Source organism: Neobacillus soli NBRC 102451 (genome assembly GCF_001591665.1).
In the GTDB taxonomy this organism is placed as follows: Bacteria; Bacillota; Bacilli; order Bacillales; family Cytobacillaceae; genus Neobacillus; species Neobacillus soli.
Map to the genome: position 1 here is coordinate 91,773 of NZ_BCVI01000036.1, position 21,119 is coordinate 112,891.

Below are 21,119 nucleotides of genomic sequence, written 5' to 3' on the forward strand. Positions count from 1 at the left end.
TTTACTAAACAAGGAGTGGTCAGCATGTACAAAATTGAAACGAAACTTGCTCAGATAGGTAATCGCAGTGAGACTGCGACTGGAACGGTGAATCCGCCTATTTATTTTTCAACAGCCTACCGCCACGCGGGAATTGGGCAATCGACTGGCTTTGACTATATTCGGACTGGAAACCCCACAAGACAAATTCTTGAAAAGGCAATTGCTGATTTAGAACACGGTGACCAAGGATTTGCCTGCAGTTCAGGTATGGCGGCCATTTTCACGGTGCTTTCCTTGTTCCAATCAGGTGATGAATGGTTAGTGAGCGAAGATTTATATGGGGGCACCTATCGTTTGTTAGAACAAGGATTTAAGAAGTGGGGCTTAAAAACACAATATGTGAATACTTGTTGTCCGGAAGAGGTTGAACGCAGGATTACTCCTTCAACAAAAGCCATCTTTCTGGAGACTCCCACAAATCCTCTGATGCAGCAAGCAGATATTGCCGCCATCTCAGAAATTGCTAAGAGACACGGTGCTTTGCTGATTGTTGACAACACCTTCTATACTCCGTTATTGCAGCAGCCCATCCTGCTTGGAGCCGATATTGTCATCCATAGCGCGACTAAGTATTTAGGCGGCCATAATGATGTGCTTGCGGGCCTTATCGTTGCCAAGGGAAAAGAAATTTGTGAAGGATTAGCCCTGCATCATAACGGTGCCGGCGGTGTGTTAAGTCCGTTTGATGCTTGGGTGCTAATGCGCGGAATGAAAACATTAGCGATTCGGATGGAACGACATGAAAAAAATGCAAAAACGATTGTCGAATACCTTTCCAAACATGAAAGTGTTGCAGATGTTCTCTACCCTGGTAAAGGGGGAATGGTGTCCTTCCGATTACAAGAAGAAGCATGGGTAAATCCATTTCTTCAAAATATCGCTCTAATTACTTTTGCTGAAAGTCTAGGCGGAACAGAAAGTTTAATTACCTATCCAGCAACACAAACCCATGCCGATATTCCTGAAGAAATTCGCCTGCAGCAAGGTGTCGACAATTGTTTATTACGTTTTTCAGTTGGAATTGAAAATGCAGGCGATTTAATCCAGGATTTAGAGCAGGCTTTAGCTAAAATTAAAGAAGGAGTGATTGCCTAATGGCACGCGTTGAGTATAGCTTTCAAACCAAACTCCTTCATAATCAGCACAAAGTCGATCCAACTACAGGGGCTGTAAGTGTACCAATTCAACATGCCTCTACCTTCCACCAATCTGATTTCGATCAGTTTGGTAAGTACGATTATGGCCGTAGTTTAAATCCGACAAGGGAAGCACTTGAAGATGTGATTGCAGAACTCGAAGGCGGGTTAAAAGGATTTGCCTTTTCTTCAGGTATGGCCGCGATTTCGACGGCATTCCTTCTGCTTTCCGCAGGAGACCATATTGTCATTACCGAAGATGTTTATGGCGGAACGTTCCGGATGGTTTCACAAGTGCTTCCCCGGTTAGGAATCGACCATACATTTGTTGATATGACGGATTTAATTGCAGTAAAGCAGGCGATTCAACCAAATACAAAAGCCTTTTATATGGAGACACCTTCTAACCCATTAATGAAAGTAACGGATATTAAGGCCATTTGCGAGCTGGCGAAGGAAATCGATGCGATAACCTATCTCGATAATACGTTCCTCACCCCTGCCTTGCAAAAACCATTGGCGTTAGGCGTAGATGTTGTCCTCCATAGTGCTACTAAATTTTTATCAGGGCATAGTGACGTAGTAGCTGGACTTGCCGTTGTAAAGGATGAAGACTTGGCTAAAAGATTAGGCTTTTTGCAGAATGGGTTTGGTGCAATCTTGGGTGTCCAAGATGCATGGCTCGTGTTAAGAGGAATTAAGACGCTGCATGTTCGTCTAGAACAATCACAAAAGTCAGCTATGAAACTAGCGGAATTTTTGAATGCCCATCCGCTTGTAGAAAAAGTATATTATCCAGGCCTTGTCAGTCATCCACAATATCAAATTCAGAAAGATCAGGCTGGTGGTCCGGGAGCTGTCCTATCCTTTGAATTGGCAGACGAAGATGCACTTCGAACCTTCCTTGCTAACGTAAAAATACCTGTCTTTGCCGTCAGCCTTGGCGCGGTTGAATCGATTTTATCGTATCCGGCTAAGATGTCGCATGCGGCAATGCCACAAGAGGAGAGAGAAAAACGTGGTATTACAAATAGCCTTATTCGCTTATCGGTTGGGCTTGAAAATCCCGATGATTTGATTAAGGATTTTATACAGGCTTTCCACCATGTTGAACAAAAACAATTGGTCTTACAACAGGGAGAAACACCATGAGCTTTTTAGAAAAATTAGAAAGTCAAATCTTAATCGCCGACGGTGCCATCGGTACACTTCTCTATTCTTACGGGACGGATTGCTGCTTTGAAGAATTAAATCTCTCACAGCCTGAGCAAATCCAAAATATTCATAAGGCCTATATTGATGCAGGTGCTGACCTCATTCAAACAAATACGTATGCCGCGAATTATTTAAAGCTCCAGCGTTATGGGCTCGAAGAATCTGTAAAAGAAATCAATGGTGCAGCTGTTCGCAATGCAAAACTAGCAGCGCAAAAGAATGCCTACGTGCTTGGAACAATCGGCGGCAATCGCGGGATTAAGCCTGATTCGATTTCACTCGATGAATTAAAGCGCAGCTTCCGTGAACAATTATATTGCCTCCTGCTTGAGGGTGTGGATGGCCTATTACTTGAAACCTTTTATGACCTTGAAGAGCTTGAAACGATTCTTACGATTGCCAGGAAGGAAACGGAGCTGCCGATTATTGCCCAAGTATCCCTGCAGGAGCCTGGCTTTTTGCAAAATCGAACACCTGTAAACGACGCCTTAAAAAGGCTTGAAGGAATTGGTGCTGATGTCGTCGGCCTGAATTGCCGGCTCGGTCCGCATCATATGCTGTTAGCGTTTGAACAGATTGAACTGCCTAAGCATGCCTATCTGTCTGCCTATCCGAACGCAAGTCTTCCGGCCTATACTGACGGGAAGTTCCATTATGAGGGCGATGCCGATTATTTTCGAAAGTCTGCCCAAAGCTTCAGAAATGAGGGTGTTCGCCTGCTTGGCGGCTGCTGCGGCACAACACCGGCACATATTCAAGCCTTTGCGACCGAACTCAAGAATAGCGTTCCAATTACCGAAAAGATTATCAAGATCAAGCCAAAAAAAATAATCGTTGAACCGCTTGCTGTAAAAAGGGAGTACGCTCCCCTCCAGGACATTGTCAAAGAGAGACCATCGGTTATTGTCGAATTAGATCCCCCCCGAAAGCTCGATACGAGAAAATTTTTCGAAGGGGCTAAGGCGTTAAAAGAGGCAGGAATTGATTCGATTACACTTGCGGATAATTCGCTTGCAACAGTAAGAATCTCAAACGAATCACTGGGCTACCTTGTTAAGTCGGAATTAGGCATGCGCCCGCTCATCCATATTTCGTGCCGCGACCGCAATATCATTGGCTTGCAATCACATTTAATGGGACTGCACACACTTGGGATGAATGATGTTTTGGCTATAACCGGCGATCCTGCCAGAGTTGGCGACTTTCCAGGTGCATCATCCGTTTATGATGTGTCCTCTTTTGAGCTGATTCAAATGATTAAGAAGTTAAATGAAGGTTTATCTTTTTCAGGGAAGGATCTGGGGCAAAAAACGGATTTCAGTATTGCCGCTGCCTTTAACCCGAATGTTCGCTCACTCGAAAAGGCTGTTAAACGACTTGAGAAAAAAATTCATTTTGGTGCGGATTACTTTATCTCCCAGCCTGTTTTTTCAGAAGAAAAGTTAATCGAGGTCTATGAACATACGAAGCATCTTGATGCACCGATCTATATCGGCTTAATGCCGCTTTTGAATAGCAAAAATGCCGAGTTCCTTCATAATGAAGTACCCGGAATCAAAATTGCCGACTCTATCCGTGAACGAATGGTAAAATTAACAGATAATCCACTCCAAGCAACCAGAGAAGGGATTGCGATTACTAAGTCATTAATCGATGCAGCTTTAGATTTATTTAATGGAATTTATTTAATTACACCATTTTTACGCTACGAACTAACTGCTGAACTGGCGTTATATGCCAAGCAGCGTGCAAGTGAACGAAGGGGGAACATCTATGCCTAAAACACCATTTATTGATCAACTAAAAAGACGAATCCTCGTTATGGACGGGGCAATGGGAACGATGATCCAACAGGCTGATCTTTCTGCGGAAGATTTTGGCGGCGAGCAATATGATGGCTGTAATGAACACCTGAATTTAACCGCTCCATCCGTTATCGCTGGCATTCACCGCGAATATTTAGAGGCAGGGGCCGATATTATCGAAACGAATACGTTTGGAGCGACAAGCCTTGTCCTTGATGAATATGAAATAGGATATAAAGCCTATGAAATAAATAAAATTGCTGCCTTTCTCGCTGTGAAAGAAGCCTACAAAGCATCAACGGATGAGTGGCCACGCTATGTGGCCGGCTCAATGGGTCCGACAACGAAAACTCTAAGCGTTACCGGCGGAACAACCTTTGATGCACTTGCTGCCGCCTACGAGGAACAAGCAATTGGCTTGATTGACGGCGGCGTTGATTTGCTCCTTCTTGAAACGAGCCAAGATATGTTGAATGTGAAGGCAGGAAATGTTGGGATTCAAAAGGCTTTTGAAAAAACAGGCAAAACACTGCCGCTGTTTATTTCGGGAACAATTGAACCAATGGGGACAACGCTTGCCGGCCAATCGATCGAATCCTTTTATATATCGGTTGAGCATATGAATCCTGTTGCTGTGGGCCTAAACTGTGCAACTGGTCCAGAATTCATGCAGGATCATGTTCGCTCGCTTGCCGATTTGGCAACGACAGCGGTCAGCTGTTATCCGAATGCCGGTCTGCCTGATGAAGAAGGCCATTATCATGAAACACCAGAAACGCTGGCGAAAAAGCTGTCTGATTTTGCCGCCCACGGGTGGCTTAATATTGTTGGCGGCTGCTGCGGTACGACACCAGAACATATTAAAGCCATTGCCGAAGCGATGAAGCAATATCAGCCGCGGGAAGTCAAATCATCCACTGTTCATATGGTTTCCGGTATTGAACCATTCATTTACGATGACCCGACACTTCGGCCGATTTTGGTGGGCGAACGGACGAATGTAATTGGCTCCCGCAAATTTAAACGATTAATCACCGAGGGTAAATTTGAGGAGGCATCAGAAATTGCGCGCGCTCAAGTTAAAGGCGGTGCACATGTCATTGACCTTTGCCTCGCTGATCCGGATCGTGATGAGATTGTTGATATGGAAAATTTTATCAAAGAGGTCGTTAAGAAAGTAAAGGCCCCGCTTGTTATCGATTCAACTGATGAAAAGGTGATCGAAAGGGCCCTTAAGTATTCGCAAGGAAAAGCGATTATTAATTCGATTAATCTCGAAGATGGCGAGGAGCGTTTTGAAGCGGTTGTTCCGCTAATACACCGCTACGGTGCGGCTGTCGTCGTTGGAACCATTGATGAAGAAGGAATGGGCGTAACGGCGGAGCGGAAGCTGGAGATTGCCAAACGATCTTATGATTTGTTAGTGAACAAGTATCATCTGAAGCCGCAGGATCTTATCTTTGACCCGCTTGTTTTTCCAGTCGGCACGGGTGATGCCCAATATATTGGTTCGGCTAAAGCAACGGTTGAAGGAATCAGGTTAATCAAGGAAGGGCTTCCGGGAGTGCAAACGATTCTTGGGGTTAGCAATGTATCGTTCGGACTGCCGCCTGTTGGCAGGGAAATTTTAAACTCTGTATATCTTTACCACTGCACTTTAGCTGGGCTTGATTATGCGATTGTTAATACGGAAAAACTGGAGCGGTTTGCTTCGATTTCGAAGGAAGAAGTTCAATTAGCGGAGTCGCTTTTATTTGATACAACCGATGAAACGCTCGCTACGTTTACCGAATTTTATCGCGGCAAAAAGAAAGAATCGAAGGTAACGATTCCAAATATGAGTCTGGAAGAACGGCTCGCCTATTATGTGGTCGAGGGTACAAAAGAGGGTCTGCTTCCCGATTTAGATTTAGCTCTAGAAACCTATCCTGCCCCGCTTGAGATTATTAATGGGCCGTTAATGGATGGGATGAAAGAAGTGGGCCGTTTATTTAATGATAATCAGCTCATTGTTGCGGAAGTTTTACAAAGTGCCGAGGTGATGAAGGCATCCGTATCCCATTTAGAGCCTCATATGGAAAAAGGCGATGTTTCGGCTTCTAAAGGTAAAGTCATTTTAGCTACCGTAAAAGGCGATGTCCATGATATTGGGAAAAACCTTGTTGATATTATACTTAGCAACAATGGCTATAATGTGATTGACCTAGGGATTAAGGTAAACCCCACCGATTTAGTTCAAGCGATTCTTCGGGAAAAACCGGACATGGTTGGTTTATCGGGCTTGCTTGTGAAATCAGCTCAACAAATGGTGTTAACCGCACAGGACATGAAGGAATCCGGTATTTCCCTGCCTATCCTTGTAGGCGGTGCGGCACTTTCCCGGAAATTCACGGATACAAAAATTTCTAAGGAATATGACGGGCTTGTCCTTTATGCGAAGGATGCGATGACAGGGCTGTCCCTTGCCAATCAACTGAATTCGGAAGAGGAAGTTCAGAAATTGTTGGCAGAGAAAGATGAAAAGTTAGCAGCATTAGATGTTCCGAGAGAGTATGTACGCCCGGCTTCTGTTTCCGTTGCCGTCAAACCGAAGCCAGCCGTGTCAACACTGGTTCCTGTATTTACGCCATTGGACACAAAGCGACATATTCTTAAATCTTACTCCTTATCTCATATTGAACCGTATATCAATATGCAAATGCTCCTGGGCCACCATCTAGGAGTGAAGGGAAAAATTGCAAAGTTGATTGCTGAGAAGGACGAAAAGGCGTTAAAGGTAAAAGAAGTGGTTGATCAATTACTTGCCGAGGCCAGTGCTAACAACTGGATCACTCCGGCAGCAGTTTATCAATTTTTCCCGGCGCAATCCGATGGAAATAAGGTCATTATTTTTGATCCGGAAAATCCGGACAATATTATCGAAACCTTTGATTTCCCGCGCCAGGAATCGACGCCGCATCTCTGTCTGGCGGATTTTATTAAATCAGTGGACAGTGGGGTTAAGGATTATGTAGGGTTCTTTAATGTAACGGCGGGGAAAGGGATTCGTGAAAAGGCGGACCAGTTTAAACGTGAAGGCCGGTTTCTCGAATGTCATGCCCTTCAGTCAATGGCACTTGAAACGGCCGAAGGGTTTGCCGAGTTAATTCACCGGCAAATGCGCGACCGCTGGGGCTTCCCGGACCCGCTTGACTTTACGATGCAGGACCGGTTTGCCGCCCATTATCAAGGACAGCGGTTTTCATTTGGATACCCAGCCTGTCCTGAGTTAGAAGACCAGAAGAAATTATTTAAGTTACTTCGCCCTGAGGAAATTGGGGTTGAGCTGACAGATGGCTGCATGATGGAGCCGGAAGCATCGGTGTCGGCGATTGTGTTTGCTCATCCGGAAGCAAGATATTTTAATGTGTTGAGGTAAGCGTCTTATATGTGATTCCGCGGAATTTTGTTTTAGTTCCGCGGGATTTTTTTGATTGGACGCTATATTTGCGGTTATTCCGCCAAAAACCGTATGGATTCCGCCGAGTTGTGAACTAATTCCGCCAAACTTGATTGGAATTCCGCCAAACTACGAAATATTCCCGCTAAACCATTGGATTCCTCCAAAAATCATTGCGATTCCGCCAACTTTCGGATTAATTCCGCCAACTTTTGAAATTATTCCGCCAAACTTGATTGGAATTCCGCCAAACTTTGGATGAATTCCGCCAACCTCCGTCGTGATTCCGCCAACGGATTATCAAACCCCCAGTTGTGCCCATTCCTTGACTTTTTCCACAACAACCATTATAGTTACCTAGGTAACTAATTTGTATTTTTGGAGTGAATCCCAATGACTAGCCATGAATTATTCCATACGCTTCATCAGCTTTCACGGCAGCTTACTAATAAACTTAATGAAGCATTGAAGCCATTTGGATTATTTAGTGCCCAGTGGGCCGTTCTGTTTATTTTAAAAACCGAAGGCTCATTAACTCAAAAAGAGCTTTGTAATTACTTATTTGTTGAGGCTCCGCCAATGACGCGCACCATTCAACGGCTTGTCAAACAAGGATTTGTAAATCAGGTTCCCGGTAAAGACAAACGGGAGAAGCTCATTCAACTAACAGATAAGGCATTAATGGAGTATCCAAAATGGGAAAGTACCGTATTTGAGACGAATCGGTCTTTATTGAAGCATCTTCCAGCTACATCACAGGAAGAGCTTTTTAAATTGCAAAAGGGCTGGTTACACGGGCTATTATAAAAAGGAGTGCATCACATGAATAAACCAAAATTATGGACCAAAGATTTTATCAGTGTTTCCTTTAGTAACTTTTTTCTATTTTTAACTTTTTATATCCTGCTTGTAACACTTCCAACCTATGCATTGGATGAATTACATAGCAGTACTTCTGTGGCGGGGCTCATGACAACGGTATTTTTGCTTTCAGCCATCATTTCTCGACCGCTTGCCGGACAATGGCTTGAACGGGCCGGGAATAAAAAAGTACTCTTAACGGCTCTTATTATTTTCGCTGGCGCTTCGCTCTTATACTTTTTTCCAAAGACCGTCAGCGGTTTTCTTGTCATTCGCCTTTTGCACGGGATTGGCTTCGGTATGGCGACAACAGCTGTCGGAACCATTGTCGCTGATCTAATACCGGCGTCACGCCGTGGTGAAGGAATGGGATACTTTGTCTTGTCAACAAATATGGCAATGGTATTAGGACCATTCTTCGGATTAATGGCCATGCAGCAGTGGGGCCCCAAAATCTTGTTCATCCTCAGCGTCATCGTTGCTATTGGTTCTCTCGTCACTGGTCTTAGTGTCAAGCTTCCAAAAACAGAGGACCCTGATCAAATCGCGGCTAGTTCAACTTTTTCCATTCGTAATTTGTTTGAAGCATCTGCCGTTCCCATCGCCATTGTCGGCAGCTTCTTAGCAATCGTCTATTCGGCCCTTCTTTCATTTGTATCGATCTACGCCAATGAAATTCACTTAGCAAATGTTGCTAGTCTTTTCTTTGTCGTCTATGCGATTGTTCTTTTACTTTCAAGACCCTTTACTGGAAAATGGCTCGATCTTTATGGACCAAATGTTATTACGTTTCCATGTATCCTTTTGTTTGCGATTGGGATGTTTATTTTAAGCCAGAGCAGCGGCGCAGTCACATTTCTCCTTTCAGCAGGAATGATTGGTTTGGGTTGGGGTACTCTTTTTCCTACCTTTCAAACGATTGCCATTCAAGATGCTGCACCTAGAAAAAGAGGATTGGCGACAGCTACCTTTTTATCTATCTATGACACGGGCATTGCACTAGGATCACTTTTAGTCGGAATTGTCGCTGCAAAAATGGAGTATAGTTCCTTATATTTCTATTGTTCCTTCTATATTTTAATTGGGGCGGTTCTTTATTATTTCCTTCATACAAAGAAGAAGCGGGCTACTTCAGTGCAATTAACCAGCCAATCAGAATCAAACATGCAGGAAATGTAAAAATCCACACAACAAAACTCCTCCACATGGTATATAATAGAATGAAACCAAATGGAGGAGTGATTTTAATGGCAAAATCCAAAGCCAAGAAATTACGTGAAAAACTTACCCGTGAAGGAAGAATGAATCCTGAAGTAAAGCGAAGCGAGTTTGTTTTTGTAGACATGAGATCAAGAACAACAAAGACGAAAAAGGACCATCTATATCAGTTTAAACACAAGAACCATCAATCCCAAGACGGAAATGATGGTTCTTTTTGTTTTGTCTATTCATTTTCAGCTATTTAAAAAGTAAAAACTGGTTTATAGGTTAGCTCGATTCTTAGTAAATGGGTGTCTTGCTCTTTGTTTTCTTCCAGCAAAACAATCGTCCAGTTTTTCGAAATCATTTCACTAAGTGCTTTAAGATTTTCACCGCTCATTTTTACCCGGTCTAAACCTTCTCCGGTATCAACAAAATCCTTGTCTTCCTTCATGGCAAACTTAATCGACAGTAACGATTTAAGCGCCCCTTTTGTTAAAAAAGAAATTTCATAACCATCCATAAGGGCCCGTTCACATTTTGCTTTATTCGTTTGATAAAATTCAATCATCGTTTTCCAAGTTGGAATGCCTTCACCGAAACTTTCGAGAATTTCTTCATTCCCTTCTTCAAAAAGAGCAATTATTTGTTGACTTTCGTAATCCTTTGCTTTAATCATCTCAAGCATGAGGGCATAGTTTAGCGCTAATCTTTCTTTTTCCACGATTATTCTCCCCTCTTTAATACAAATGGCAGGCCACAAAGTGCCCATCTTCCACTTCCTTCAATGTGGGATCTACCTCTGCGCAGATTGGTTTGGCAAACGGACATCTTGCTCTAAAGCGACAACCTTTTTCCATCTCGATTGGGCTTGGAAGCTCTCCAGTTATAATCTCACGTTTACTGTTTTGTGCCTTGATTGGATCAGGAATGGGAATCGCTGATAACAATGCTTGCGTATAGGGATGCAAGGGCTTGGCGTATAACTCATCGCTTTTCGAAATCTCAACCATTTTACCAAGATACATAACGCCAATCCGATCGGAAATATGGCGGACCATTGATAAATCATGAGCGACAAATAGATATGTAAGATTTAATTCCTTCTGAAGGTCTTCCAACATATTGATTACTTGCGCCTGAATAGAAACATCAAGGGCAGAGATTGCCTCGTCACAAATAATGAAATCAGGATTGGTTGAAAGAGCCCGGGCGATTCCAATTCTTTGTCGTTGGCCGCCACTAAATTCGTGTGGGAATTTTTCCATGTCTTCTTTCTTTAAACCTACTTTTTCAAGAATATCAAGGATGATTTTTTTTCTTTCACCTTTTGATAATCGAGTGTGAATTTCCAATGGTTCATCGATAATTTCTTCAACTGTCATATATGGGTTCAGTGAAGAGTAAGGATCTTGGAAAATCATTTGGATTCTTTTTCGATAGGGTTGAAGCTGTTTATTATTTAAACTGGCAATGTCGTTACCATCAAAGCAAATTTCCCCTGCCGTAGGATCATAAAGTCGATTAAGGGTTCGTCCTAATGTTGATTTACCGCACCCCGACTCCCCTACAAGGCCAAATGTTTCTCCTTTATATATATGGAACGAAACATCATCGACTGCTTTTACCACTTGATTTCCTTTTTTAAACATCGAATTCTTTAAAGGGAAGTATTTTTTCAGATTTTTTACATCAACGAGTTTTTCACGTGTCTCAGCCATCTAGTTTGTCCCCTTCCCCTGCTAAAAAGCACATACATTTCTGCGTCGATGAGAAACTTTTGTAAACTGGCATTTCAGTGAAACATTTATCAATAGCCAATTCACAACGTTCTGCAAATGGGCAGCCTTTTGCCACCTTTGTAAGCGAAGGAGCGGAGCCTTTGATCGGCTTTAATCTCGTTTTTTCCCCATCCACTCTCGGAATCGAGTTGATTAATGCCTTCGTATATGGATGTTTAGGAGAATAAAAGATTTCATGGGCCATGCCCTCTTCCATCACCATTCCTGCGTACATAACTAAGATACGGCTGCAAATGGTAGCGACAACGCCGAGGTCATGTGTAATTAACACAACTGACATATCGTTTTCTGTTTGGAGTTTTTTCAATAATTCTAGAATTTGTGCCTGGATGGTTACATCAAGGGCCGTTGTTGGTTCATCAGCAATTAACAACTTGGGATTGCATGCGAGTGCCATGGCAATCAAAACTCTCTGCCGCATGCCACCACTAAATTCATGGGGGTATTGGTTTACTCTCGTTTCGGGAGATGGAATTCCCACCATTCTAAGTAGTTCAATCGCTTCATTCTTTGCTTCCTTTTTCTTCATACCCCTCACTCTTATTAATAACTCAACAAGATGATCTCCTGCCTTTTTTAAAGGATTGAGAGCAGTCATCGGATCCTGGAAAATCATCGCAATTTCTCTACCTCTGATCGCTCGTTTATCTTTTTTGGACAAGTTTTCAATATGCTTTCCATCTAAGATAATCTCTCCAGCATCGATTTTTGCATTAGTAGGGATAATTCCAAGAATCGATTTCACCATAACACTTTTTCCGCTTCCTGATTCACCGACGATGCCAAGAACTTCCCCTTTTTTTACTGTAAAGTCAATTCCGCGAACCGCTTCTAGTTTGGATTTACCGTCGTAAAAGGAGGTCCGTAGTTTTTTTACTTCTAGCAAATTACTTTTTTCTTCTATGTTGGACGACATTGACTTTACCCCCTCTTATTTCCCATTAGTCTTTGGTTCGACGATTGCCCTCAGGATATCCCCAAGTTTATTAAAAGAAAACACAGTCAGTACAATGAGAAGTCCAGGCAAAATCGCCATATATGGGGCATTTCCAAGGTTACCTTGGGCATTCTGGAGCATGCTTCCCCATGATGATAAGGGCTGTTGAATCCCAAGACCTAGAAAACTTAATGCGGACTCCATTAGAATGGCATTGGCAATACTAACGGTGGATGCAACAATGAACGTAGGAAAAACTGCTGGAATAATATGCTTCCAAATGACTTTTCTTATCGATTGCCCCGAAGATTTTGCATATAAAACATATTCTCTTTCTTTAATTGAAAGCGTCTCTGCACGGACCATTCTTGCTGTACTCATCCAAGTGAAAAGACCGATAACAAGAATAATTGCTTTTAAACCAGGAGTTAGAAAAATACTTACTACTGTCACAAGAATCATCCATGGGATTGAGGAAATGATATCTACTGTCCTCATCAAAAAGTTATCAATTCGGCCTCCGAAGTATCCACTAACGGTCCCGACCAAAACACCAATGCTAGAGGAAATAAGCATCGCTAAAATTCCAACGGTTAGTGAGACTCGTCCACCATATAGTGCTCTCGTTAAATAATCACGACCAAGCTCATCTGTCCCAAATAAGTGCTTTGAATTCGGCCCTTGCAGGACATTTAAGACATCCACCTTGTTTGGTGGAAAGGGTGATAAAAAAGCAAAAATTGCTAATAAAATGATAAGCACAAGGAATAGGATTGTGAATGTTGCCGTTTTATTACGTTTAAGTTCTGATTTTATCTTTTCTATTTTTCTATTTTTCTCCCCGGCCAACTTTTATTCCCCCATTCCCTTTATTCTTGGGTCTACGATGCTATATAAAATATCTGAAGCTAAATTGCCAAGAATCACAAGACTAGAGGATAGCAGCATAATTGCCATAACAACGGGGTAATCAAACCCTTGAATAGCCTTAACAAAATACGTTCCAATTCCAGGCCAGCCAAACACAGTCTCCGTTACTACTGCACCAGTGACTAACATCGGCAGGCTCATCCCTACTATCGTGATGACTGGAAGTAACACATTACGGAGGACATGCTTAAATAGAATGGTAACTGAGGCTGAACCATATGCCTGTTGGACCATAACATAGTCTTCGGAAAGTTGTCCAATCGTGGACGACCTGACATAGCGGATAAGCTCTGGCATGAAAGAAAGTGTTAATACTACACACGGAAGGACAAGATGGCTTAGAAGATCAGCGAATGAACCTTCGCTTCCAATCGTATGCATTCCGAGAATCGGAAATAAGTCAAGCTGATATCCAAAGATAAATACAAGAATCATCGCCATCCAAAAGCTAGGAATGGCAATTCCAAAAGAGCTAAGGCCATCAATCAATTTATCCGCCAGTTTGCCTTTTCGTGCCCCAGCCACAAGGCCAAGAATGACTGACAAAACTAACGCTAAAATATAGGCGGGCAAAACTAGTAAAATAGTATTCGGAATTCTTACGGAGAGATCCTTTGTAATATTCTCATGTGTTACAATCGAATAACCCCATTCACCACTCAAAATTCCTTTCACCCAATAAAAGTATTGTATATATGCCGGCTGATTTAAACCGTACCTTTCCTTAATAAGATTCACTGTTCTCTCCGACATATTCGGTGTAGTCATTGCGTCCACTGCATCGTATGGAGCCAGTTGAATGAGTCCAAAACAAATGATTGAAATAATGACGAGCATCGGGATGGCCTGCATAATCCTTTTAAAAATATACTTAAACAAGATAGAAACACTCCTTAATTTTCCCGCTCATTTTTGTCATAATCATTTTAATACTTCTTAGATTAATAAATAAAGATAAACAGCTCACTGTTTATCTTTATCTACTCATTCTTCTATTGTATTAATAAGACAGCTTAGACATATCTTCAAATGTATAAACTGGCACTAATCCTGCTTCGTCAATGCCTTTGATTCTAGAATCAATGGCAAGAATTCGTTTGTTTTCTACAAGCGGATAGAAGGCGGCATCTTCAATGATCAGTTTTTGAATTTCTTCATATATAGCTTGACGCTTCACATCATCTTTCTCAACACGGCCTTGGTTAAATAATTCATCCACTTTCGTGTTACTATAATGCATGTAGTTAGCATTACCCTTTGTCACGAATAATGAATTAAATGTATCCGGGTCAATTCCCATGATGTAACCGCTAAGATACATATCAAAATCCGTTTGAACACTTTGTAACTTTTGGCTTAAAGCTGTTGCATCCATTCCAACAAGATCAACAGTAATGCCTGCAGCCTGTAGGTTTTGTTGAATAACAGCAGCCTGCTTTTGCTGAATTGGGTTATTAGCAGTAAAAGCAAGTTTTAATTTCAAATTCTTAACGCCAGCATTGGCTAAAAGTTCTTTTGATTTTTTTGTATCGAAATTATGCTTTTCTACATTCTCGGTATAATAAGTTGCTTTTCTAGGTAAGAACGAATAAGCTGGTTCGGCAAATTCCTTAGAAATATAGCTGGCCGTATTAATTTCATCACGATTCATTGCATAAGCAACCGCTTGACGAACTTCTTTTGTTTGTACTGGCTTTGAACTTAAATTAAATGCTAAGTATCCGACTCTTCCTTCATCATAAGGCTCAAGGGTAACATTCTTGCTATCTTTGAATTTACTTGTTTCTGATGGCTGAATCGCGAACGCATTAACTTCACCTTTTTGCAAGGCTAATGTTGCTGTATTGGCATCCATAATAATACGGTAAACAACTTTCGAAATCTTCGGTGCTCCTAAGAAGTAATCATCATTCTTTTCAAACGTAACGCTTTCTCCAGCTTTATACTCCTTGAACTTATATGGTCCAGTGCCAACTGGCGTAGCATTTTTAGGACTGTTAGCAATATTTGTTTCACCTTCGTAGATATGTTTAGGCATGATGAAGATATTTCCTAATGCTTCAAAGGCGCCAATACTTACTTCAGGTAGAGTAAATTTAACCGTATAATCATCTACTTTTTCTACTTTTACAGGCTTATTGTTAAAAATGAGCTGACTTTGAGCCCAACCGCCATTTTCTTCCTTGAGCATTTCATTATAAGTAAATACGACATCATCTGCAGTAAATGACTGTCCATCATGCCACTTAACATCTTTTCTTAATTTAGCTGTATACGTTAAGAAATCAGATGAAGGTGTCATGCTTTCTGCCAAAAAGTACTTCACATCGTCTTTTCCGTTATACATATATAATGGAGAATAGAGAGCTTTAATCTCCATTAATCCGTAACGGTCACCAGTTGTAATCACGTTGACCGCGTTTCCTGGGTCACCGTCAATCCCATAAATAAATGTATCCGATTTATTTGTGCCTTCACTTGTATTTTTCGAATCTGCATTATCCTTCGAATTAGAAGAACAGGCTGCAAGTACTAGAAAAATACTTAGTAACATGGCAACTAATATATTTACGTTTTTACGTCTCACTGTTTTTCCCCCTATGTAGCTATTTTGTCTGCTAAACAACAGAATAATAGTTGTTGGTGATGCAGTTTAATCCCTACTATTCTTATATGTTTTACTTTAGATATTTTACATGATAATACTATATTAGTAAATGATAAAGAAAGGCTAATTTCGAATTATTTATGTAATTTTTTTTGTGGAGGGTGAAGCATATTAATGTAAGCAGTTTCTTTTACTATTGTTACTAATTAGGCTAAGCTTTTTTTTGTAAGAAATTTTATTAATTGGAGGTATGGATATGTTTGATGTTGTAATTATTGGTGCAGGACCTGCCGGGGCAAGTGCTGCCTTATTTACTGCCAAGGCTGGCAAGAAAACAGTAGTCATTGATAATGACAAAAGCGTTACGAAGCGCGCATGGCTTGAAAATCACTATGGTGTTGCGGAAATCTCCGGTCCAGACCTTGTCGAAGTCGGTAAAAAGCAAGCAAGCAAGTTTGGTGCAGAGCTAGTTCATGCAACTGTTACAAATGTTAGTAAAGGTGAAAGCGGCTTTAAGGTGGAAACGGACCAAGGTGAATTCGAAGCAAAGCATGTCATTGTTGCGACTGGTATGATGGCCGACCTTGCTGAAATGGTTGGTTTAACTACCAAGGCAGGAACTGAACCAAGGGTCAAAACAATTCTTGACGTTGATGCTGCTGGAAAAACAAATATAGAAGGAATCTGGGCAGCTGGAACAATTGCAGGTGTGAGTATGCATACCATCATTACTGCTGGAGACGGTGCAAAAGTAGCCATCAATGTGATCAGCGAAATCAACGGCGAGCGCTATGTAGACCATGACATGATCAAATCCTAAACAGGATACATTTTAGGAGGAACTTATAGATGGACGGAAAGAAAATCGATCATGTTGGTGTCATGGTCAAAGACCTTGATGCTTCCATAACGTTTTATCAGGATGTTGTCGGCATGAAATTAAAGGATAAGTTTACGATTGCAAACGGTGCAAAGACGCTAGCTTTCCTTGGATTCACTGGGTCTGATGAAACCGAATTGGAACTGATTTATGGCTCAAATGATAACTTCCCGGCGGAAGGCAGAGTGAATCATTTTGCCATTACTGTCGAAGATATTGAAGCGGAATTTGAACGTTTAAAGGGATTGGATGTTCAGTTTATCCATCCTGAGATTTCTACCCTGCCAAACGGTTACCGTAATTTCTTTGTGCACGGACCGAATTGTGAAAAGGTTGAGTTTTTCCAGAGGTAAAACATCATATTGGATATTTTCAAACGGAGGGACTCGGGCTGCTGAGTCCCTCCGTTTTTCGATGAAGACTATTTATTGACAAGGTCCCGCCTTCCTTTTAAAATTGCTTTATCTTGTTTATTGAGATACGTTTTTTTAACATTTTTTTAAAATAACTTCGAGGGAGGCTTACCACGCTATTTTAAGCCAGAAATATCATTCCAGGGAAGATTAAGGAGAAATTTATGATCAAAAAAGACAATAATATTAAGTTCGTTGTCGCTGGTTTACTATTGGCAATACTTATGGCAGCCATGGATAACACGATAGTGGCAACGGCGATGGCGACCATCGTTTCTGACCTTGGCGGCTTTGACAAATTTATTTGGGTGACCTCGGCCTATATGGTGGCTGTCATGGCTGGGATGCCCATCTTCGGTAAGTTATCCGATATGTATGGCCGGAAACGCTTTTTTATTTTTGGATTAGTTGTTTTTCTGATTGGCTCTGCTTTATGCGGAATTGCCCAAACGATTGTTCAATTAAGTATATTCCGGGCCATTCAAGGGATTGGCGGCGGGGCCCTGATGCCAATCGCCTTTACGATTGTTTTCGATATTTTCCCGCCTGAAAATCGCGGCAAAATGACTGGCTTGCTTGGGGCCGTATTCGGTGCATCAAGTGTATTAGGACCGCTGTTAGGTGCTTATATTACTGATTATTTCAGTTGGCACTGGATCTTTTATGTCAATGTTCCGATTGGTATCGTTTCATTTATTTTAATTTTCCGTTATTATCATGAATCTTTAGGTCATTCTAAGCAGAAAATTGACTGGCTTGGGGCAATCACGCTTGTCATTTCTGTTGTTAGTTTAATGTTTGCTTTAGAACTAGGCGGCAAAGAATACGACTGGGATTCTGTTCAGATTCTTAGCTTATTTGCCAGTTTCCTTGTCTTTTTTGTAGCCTTTTTCATTGCCGAATTAAAGGCAGCAGAACCGATTTTACCACTTTGGCTTTTCAAACGGCGCCTGTTTGCCACCTCACAGATACTAGCCTTTTTATATGGCGGTACGTTTATTATATTAACTGTGTTTATTCCGATTTTCGTTCAAGCAGTCTATGGCGGTTCAGCGAAGAATGCCGGGTTAATTTTGACACCAATGATGCTCGGTTCGGTCGCTGGAAGTTCGGTTGGCGGGATTTTCCAAACGAAGACCTCGTACCGGAACCTGATGATCATTTCGATTATTTCTTATGTAGTTGGTATGTACTTCCTCGGCACAATGACGGTTGATACCACACGCTTCCTACTAACGATTTATATGATACTTGTTGGTTTCGGCGTTGGGTTCTCATTTTCCTTATTGCCTACAGCATCGATTCATAATTTGGAGCCACAATACCGCGGTACCGCTAACTCCACCAACTCATTCCTGCGTTCGTTTGGGATGACGATTGGGGTAACGATATTTGGTACGATTCAAGGTAATGTCTTTCAGGATAAATTGAAGGCAGCCTTTGCTGGCATGCAAGGCGGCGGCAATTTCAAAATGGGCGACCCGCGTGAGATTTTCCAAGCAGATGAGCGTGCTAAAATACCTGGGGTGATTTTAGATAAAATCGTTCATGCGATGTCGGACTCGATTACGCATGCATTTTTACTTGCGTTGATTCCGATTGCTCTCGCTGCGATTACAATTTTCTTCATGGGCAGTGCCCGCGTGGAAGTGAGCAAGAAACCAGCAAAGAGTTAATAAGGCAGGCACCTGGGCGTTTTCTCAGGTGCCTTATTTTTATTCGATAAATTTCCCATCCATATAATCGTGGTAGGCCTGGCGAATGTCTTCCTCCGTGTTCATTACAAAAGGCCCCCGTGCCACAATTGGTTCATTTAGCGGTATCCCTGCATATAACAACACGCGAAGTCTTTCCTGGAGAGCAAAATTCGCTCATTGAAAGTTGGTATTCGCTCATTGGGTACAGAAATTCGCCCATTGAATAGATAAATTCGCTCATTGGAAGGCAATATTCGCCCATTGGATGCAAAAATTCGCCCATGGTCATTTAATTTCAAAAAGCCGTCACAAAGTTCGATAAAATTCGGCAGGAATCTCGTCCCTTTTATTAGAATTTATTTTTAAAATGAAAGGAGAGATGATTTTGCTTATAAAAGAAAGAACAAAACCGTTAATAATGCTCATATTGGAGGCTTTACTGCGGCGACTCCCATTGAATCACCAAAAATATCAGCAGATTTTGGAGGCACTTGGAAGATGGGAGGCCGGATACCGTGGTGAGCAATCGCTTGATTACTATTATCGTGATCTTCCGAACCAGAAATACATGATCCTTCACGATTTAAACCTCCCTGATGGTGACTACAACTGCCAGATTGATACCCTTCTTCTAACACCTGAATTTGCCTTAGTTATCGATGTGAAAAATATGGCTGGGAAGTTAACTTTTGATACTGACAATGAACAGTTTATTCAAATCAATAATGGGAAAGAAAAAGGATACCCCGATCCGATTGCGCAAGCAGAAAGGCATCAAAAGTACATAAGGAAACTTCTTGCTGCACACCATTTCCCTCCAGTCCCGGTTGATTATTTAGTGGTAATCAGCAACGGGTATACTTCCTATGTCGTCACAGGAAAAAACACCCATATAGTGAAACCGCGGGTTTGTAAAGCCGACGCCTTCCTAAATAAAATTAAACTTTTTGAAAAATTGTATTTGAATTCACTTCTTACTGCGAAAGATCTTCGGAAGTTCAGCCGTCTTTTGGTGAAAATGAATACGATTCCGACAAAACATGTCTTGCAAAAATACGGAATCCAGAGATTGGACCTGCCAACCGGTGTTCAATGCCTGACTTGCGAGTATCTTCCACTTATTCGTCAGAAACAGCAATGGTTTTGTCCATCTTGCCAAACCTTTTCCAAAGATGCCCACTTACAAGCACTGAACGATTATTTTTTGCTGTTTAATTCAACTATAACAAATCGGCAGTTTCGGGAATTTGCTCATTTAAAATCACGTGATACTGCGAAAAGATTACTGTTTGCTTGTAATTTTCAATGCCATGGTAAGAACAGATACTATTCCTATTCTCCTAAGAAAATCCCTTGGTGAGTTCATTACATTAAAGAGAGGGAAATTCAAATTCGCCCATTGGATGGCAGAATTCGCTCATGGGATGCAAAAATTCGCCCATTGGAGAGCAAAATTCGCTCATTGGGTACGAAAATTCGCCCATTGAACACATATATACCCCTCTGGATACTACAAATTCGCGAGTAAACAGGAAAAAGACGGGTGCGAACCCGTCGAAACCGCTAATAGAAGGTAAAAACCGTAATAAATCACAAAAGGGACGCCCACAATCTGCGTCCTTTTTCTTTTATTTAAAAATCTTAATCATTTTTACGGGAATCAAGCAGTTTTTCGAAAAAAAGACCATTTTATACCTCAAGGTCCTTCCCTTCCTCAACAATATGGAACAGGAGGTGGGCTAAATGATGAATTGGGCCGTATTCTTCATCGTCCTCTTCATCCTCTTCCCCATTAAATTCCATGTCGTTCAAGAAAAGGGCCATAAACTCGTAAAAATCCTTCAGTTGGAAAGAATAGCAGGCAGCTGGGTCTTCATTTTCTTCTTCATATTGCAGGACCATGTAGGATAGATCCCCATCAGCATCTTCCGCATCGAAAAAGACAAAAAAGCCTATGTTTGTATCGAGTTCAAATAAATGCCTTGTTCCACCCTCGGTTGCTTTTCCAAACTCCTCTTGGCTTAGTTTTTGGATTTGCATGCTATCAATATTATCTTCTTGATGAAAACCAACAACAAATGATTTCATTTTTTCCTCCTTAAATCTTCTCCATATTTAAAACACATGCCATTAGCATACCCTATTTCCCGCCAA

At 41.6% G+C, this 21,119-nt stretch carries 19 protein-coding genes and 1 pseudogene; 12 read left to right on the forward strand and 8 right to left on the reverse strand.

The window, feature by feature from the left end; genetic code table 11:
• Nucleotides 1-24: 24 nt before the first annotated feature.
• The 8 genes from BSO02S_RS13235 to brfA all read left to right on the forward strand — a co-directional run bounded on the left by BSO02S_RS13235 (nt 25) and on the right by brfA (nt 9,964).
• Nucleotides 25-1,137: a methionine biosynthesis PLP-dependent protein gene (locus BSO02S_RS13235; protein WP_066067793.1), complete on the forward strand. Its 1,113-nt coding sequence runs from the start codon at nt 25-27 to the stop codon at nt 1,135-1,137.
• Complete coding sequence (gene metC, locus BSO02S_RS13240; RefSeq protein WP_066067796.1) at nt 1,137-2,330, forward strand: cystathionine beta-lyase; 1,194 nt, start codon at nt 1,137-1,139, stop codon at nt 2,328-2,330. Before BSO02S_RS13235 ends, metC begins: the two co-directional genes overlap by 1 nt.
• Nucleotides 2,327-4,174, forward strand: coding sequence for a bifunctional homocysteine S-methyltransferase/methylenetetrahydrofolate reductase (locus BSO02S_RS13245; RefSeq protein WP_066067799.1), 1,848 nt, complete (start codon nt 2,327-2,329; stop codon nt 4,172-4,174). Before metC ends, BSO02S_RS13245 begins: the two co-directional genes overlap by 4 nt.
• Nucleotides 4,167-7,616, forward strand: a complete 3,450-nt coding sequence (gene metH, locus BSO02S_RS13250) for a methionine synthase (RefSeq protein WP_066067802.1) — start codon at nt 4,167-4,169, stop codon at nt 7,614-7,616. Before BSO02S_RS13245 ends, metH begins: the two co-directional genes overlap by 8 nt.
• A 55-nt stretch (nt 7,617-7,671) precedes the next feature.
• Nucleotides 7,672-7,899, forward strand: coding sequence for a hypothetical protein (locus BSO02S_RS13255; protein ID WP_066067805.1), 228 nt, complete (start codon nt 7,672-7,674; stop codon nt 7,897-7,899).
• 131 nt (nt 7,900-8,030) lie between these two features.
• Nucleotides 8,031-8,444, forward strand: coding sequence for a MarR family winged helix-turn-helix transcriptional regulator (locus BSO02S_RS13260; RefSeq protein ID WP_066067808.1), 414 nt, complete (start codon nt 8,031-8,033; stop codon nt 8,442-8,444).
• A gap of 15 nt (nt 8,445-8,459) precedes the next feature.
• Nucleotides 8,460-9,677, forward strand: a complete 1,218-nt coding sequence (locus BSO02S_RS13265) for an MFS transporter (RefSeq protein ID WP_066067811.1) — start codon at nt 8,460-8,462, stop codon at nt 9,675-9,677.
• 68 nt (nt 9,678-9,745) lie between these two features.
• Entirely contained in the window at nt 9,746-9,964 is a 219-nt protein-coding gene (gene brfA, locus BSO02S_RS13270) for a ribosome rescue factor BrfA (RefSeq protein ID WP_066067815.1), read from the forward strand.
• Here the strand turns inward: brfA and BSO02S_RS13275 are convergent.
• The 6 genes from BSO02S_RS13275 to BSO02S_RS13300 form a co-directional block, all read right to left on the reverse strand.
• A complete protein-coding gene (locus tag BSO02S_RS13275) occupies nt 9,961-10,422 on the reverse strand; it encodes a hypothetical protein (protein WP_066067821.1) in 462 nt (153 codons plus the stop codon). The two genes, brfA and BSO02S_RS13275, sit on opposite strands and share 4 nt — an antisense overlap.
• Nucleotides 10,423-10,438: 16 nt before the next feature.
• Nucleotides 10,439-11,419 carry an ABC transporter ATP-binding protein gene (locus BSO02S_RS13280; RefSeq protein WP_066067824.1) on the reverse strand — a complete coding sequence of 327 codons (981 nt, stop codon included), beginning with the start codon at nt 11,417-11,419 and terminating at the stop codon, nt 10,439-10,441.
• On the reverse strand, nt 11,412-12,416 hold the full coding sequence (locus tag BSO02S_RS13285) for an ABC transporter ATP-binding protein (RefSeq protein ID WP_066067825.1): 1,005 nt from the start codon (nt 12,414-12,416) through the stop codon (nt 11,412-11,414). The genes BSO02S_RS13280 and BSO02S_RS13285 overlap by 8 nt, the downstream gene beginning before the upstream one ends.
• Nucleotides 12,417-12,431: 15 nt before the next feature.
• Nucleotides 12,432-13,286: an ABC transporter permease gene (locus tag BSO02S_RS13290; RefSeq protein WP_066067828.1), complete on the reverse strand. Its 855-nt coding sequence runs from the start codon at nt 13,284-13,286 to the stop codon at nt 12,432-12,434.
• A 3-nt stretch (nt 13,287-13,289) separates the two neighbouring features.
• Complete coding sequence (locus BSO02S_RS13295) at nt 13,290-14,246, reverse strand: ABC transporter permease (protein ID WP_066067830.1); 957 nt, start codon at nt 14,244-14,246, stop codon at nt 13,290-13,292.
• A gap of 121 nt (nt 14,247-14,367) precedes the next feature.
• Nucleotides 14,368-15,954 carry an ABC transporter substrate-binding protein gene (locus tag BSO02S_RS13300; RefSeq protein WP_218010605.1) on the reverse strand — a complete coding sequence of 529 codons (1,587 nt, stop codon included), beginning with the start codon at nt 15,952-15,954 and terminating at the stop codon, nt 14,368-14,370.
• A 277-nt stretch (nt 15,955-16,231) separates the two neighbouring features.
• Between BSO02S_RS13300 and BSO02S_RS13305 the strand changes: the two genes are divergently transcribed.
• From BSO02S_RS13305 to BSO02S_RS13315, 3 genes are all read left to right on the forward strand, one after another.
• The gene (locus tag BSO02S_RS13305) at nt 16,232-16,795 is read left to right on the forward strand and encodes an FAD-dependent oxidoreductase (RefSeq protein WP_066067833.1); all 564 of its coding nucleotides are present in this window, start codon (nt 16,232-16,234) and stop codon (nt 16,793-16,795) included.
• A gap of 29 nt (nt 16,796-16,824) precedes the next feature.
• The gene (locus tag BSO02S_RS13310; protein WP_066067836.1) at nt 16,825-17,208 is read left to right on the forward strand and encodes a VOC family protein; all 384 of its coding nucleotides are present in this window, start codon (nt 16,825-16,827) and stop codon (nt 17,206-17,208) included.
• 224 nt (nt 17,209-17,432) lie between these two features.
• Complete coding sequence (locus BSO02S_RS13315; protein ID WP_066067839.1) at nt 17,433-18,944, forward strand: MDR family MFS transporter; 1,512 nt, start codon at nt 17,433-17,435, stop codon at nt 18,942-18,944.
• A gap of 39 nt (nt 18,945-18,983) precedes the next feature.
• On the opposite strand, the pseudogene BSO02S_RS26375 reads toward BSO02S_RS13315, so the two are convergent.
• Nucleotides 18,984-19,121 (reverse strand): annotated as a pseudogene (locus BSO02S_RS26375) (pirin-like C-terminal cupin domain-containing protein); the annotation flags it as partial.
• 229 nt (nt 19,122-19,350) lie between these two features.
• Here BSO02S_RS26375 and BSO02S_RS13320 point away from each other — a divergent pair.
• Nucleotides 19,351-20,325 carry a nuclease-related domain-containing protein gene (locus tag BSO02S_RS13320; RefSeq protein WP_066067842.1) on the forward strand — a complete coding sequence of 325 codons (975 nt, stop codon included), beginning with the start codon at nt 19,351-19,353 and terminating at the stop codon, nt 20,323-20,325.
• A gap of 329 nt (nt 20,326-20,654) precedes the next feature.
• Here BSO02S_RS13320 and BSO02S_RS13325 read toward each other — a convergent pair whose 3' ends face one another.
• Nucleotides 20,655-21,053: a cytosolic protein gene (locus tag BSO02S_RS13325; protein ID WP_066067845.1), complete on the reverse strand. Its 399-nt coding sequence runs from the start codon at nt 21,051-21,053 to the stop codon at nt 20,655-20,657.
• Nucleotides 21,054-21,119: the final 66 nt, after the last annotated feature.

Bases quoted from the DNA above. Each gene is read 5' to 3' on its own strand.
- BSO02S_RS13260 (WP_066067808.1), top strand. From the start codon at position 8,031: ATGACTAGCCATGAATTATTCCATACGCTTCATCAGCTTTCACGGCAG.
- BSO02S_RS13245 (WP_066067799.1), top strand. From the start codon at position 2,327: ATGAGCTTTTTAGAAAAATTAGAAAGTCAAATCTTAATCGCCGACGGT.
- metH (WP_066067802.1), top strand. From the start codon at position 4,167: ATGCCTAAAACACCATTTATTGATCAACTAAAAAGACGAATCCTCGTT.
- metC (WP_066067796.1), top strand. From the start codon at position 1,137: ATGGCACGCGTTGAGTATAGCTTTCAAACCAAACTCCTTCATAATCAG.
- BSO02S_RS13315 (WP_066067839.1), top strand. From the start codon at position 17,433: ATGATCAAAAAAGACAATAATATTAAGTTCGTTGTCGCTGGTTTACTA.
- BSO02S_RS13280 (WP_066067824.1), bottom strand. From the start codon at position 11,419: ATGGCTGAGACACGTGAAAAACTCGTTGATGTAAAAAATCTGAAAAAA.
- BSO02S_RS13310 (WP_066067836.1), top strand. From the start codon at position 16,825: ATGGACGGAAAGAAAATCGATCATGTTGGTGTCATGGTCAAAGACCTT.
- BSO02S_RS13265 (WP_066067811.1), top strand. From the start codon at position 8,460: ATGAATAAACCAAAATTATGGACCAAAGATTTTATCAGTGTTTCCTTT.
- BSO02S_RS13325 (WP_066067845.1), bottom strand. From the start codon at position 21,053: ATGAAATCATTTGTTGTTGGTTTTCATCAAGAAGATAATATTGATAGC.
- BSO02S_RS13235 (WP_066067793.1), top strand. From the start codon at position 25: ATGTACAAAATTGAAACGAAACTTGCTCAGATAGGTAATCGCAGTGAG.
- brfA (WP_066067815.1), top strand. From the start codon at position 9,746: ATGGCAAAATCCAAAGCCAAGAAATTACGTGAAAAACTTACCCGTGAA.
- BSO02S_RS13305 (WP_066067833.1), top strand. From the start codon at position 16,232: ATGTTTGATGTTGTAATTATTGGTGCAGGACCTGCCGGGGCAAGTGCT.
- BSO02S_RS13285 (WP_066067825.1), bottom strand. From the start codon at position 12,416: ATGTCGTCCAACATAGAAGAAAAAAGTAATTTGCTAGAAGTAAAAAAA.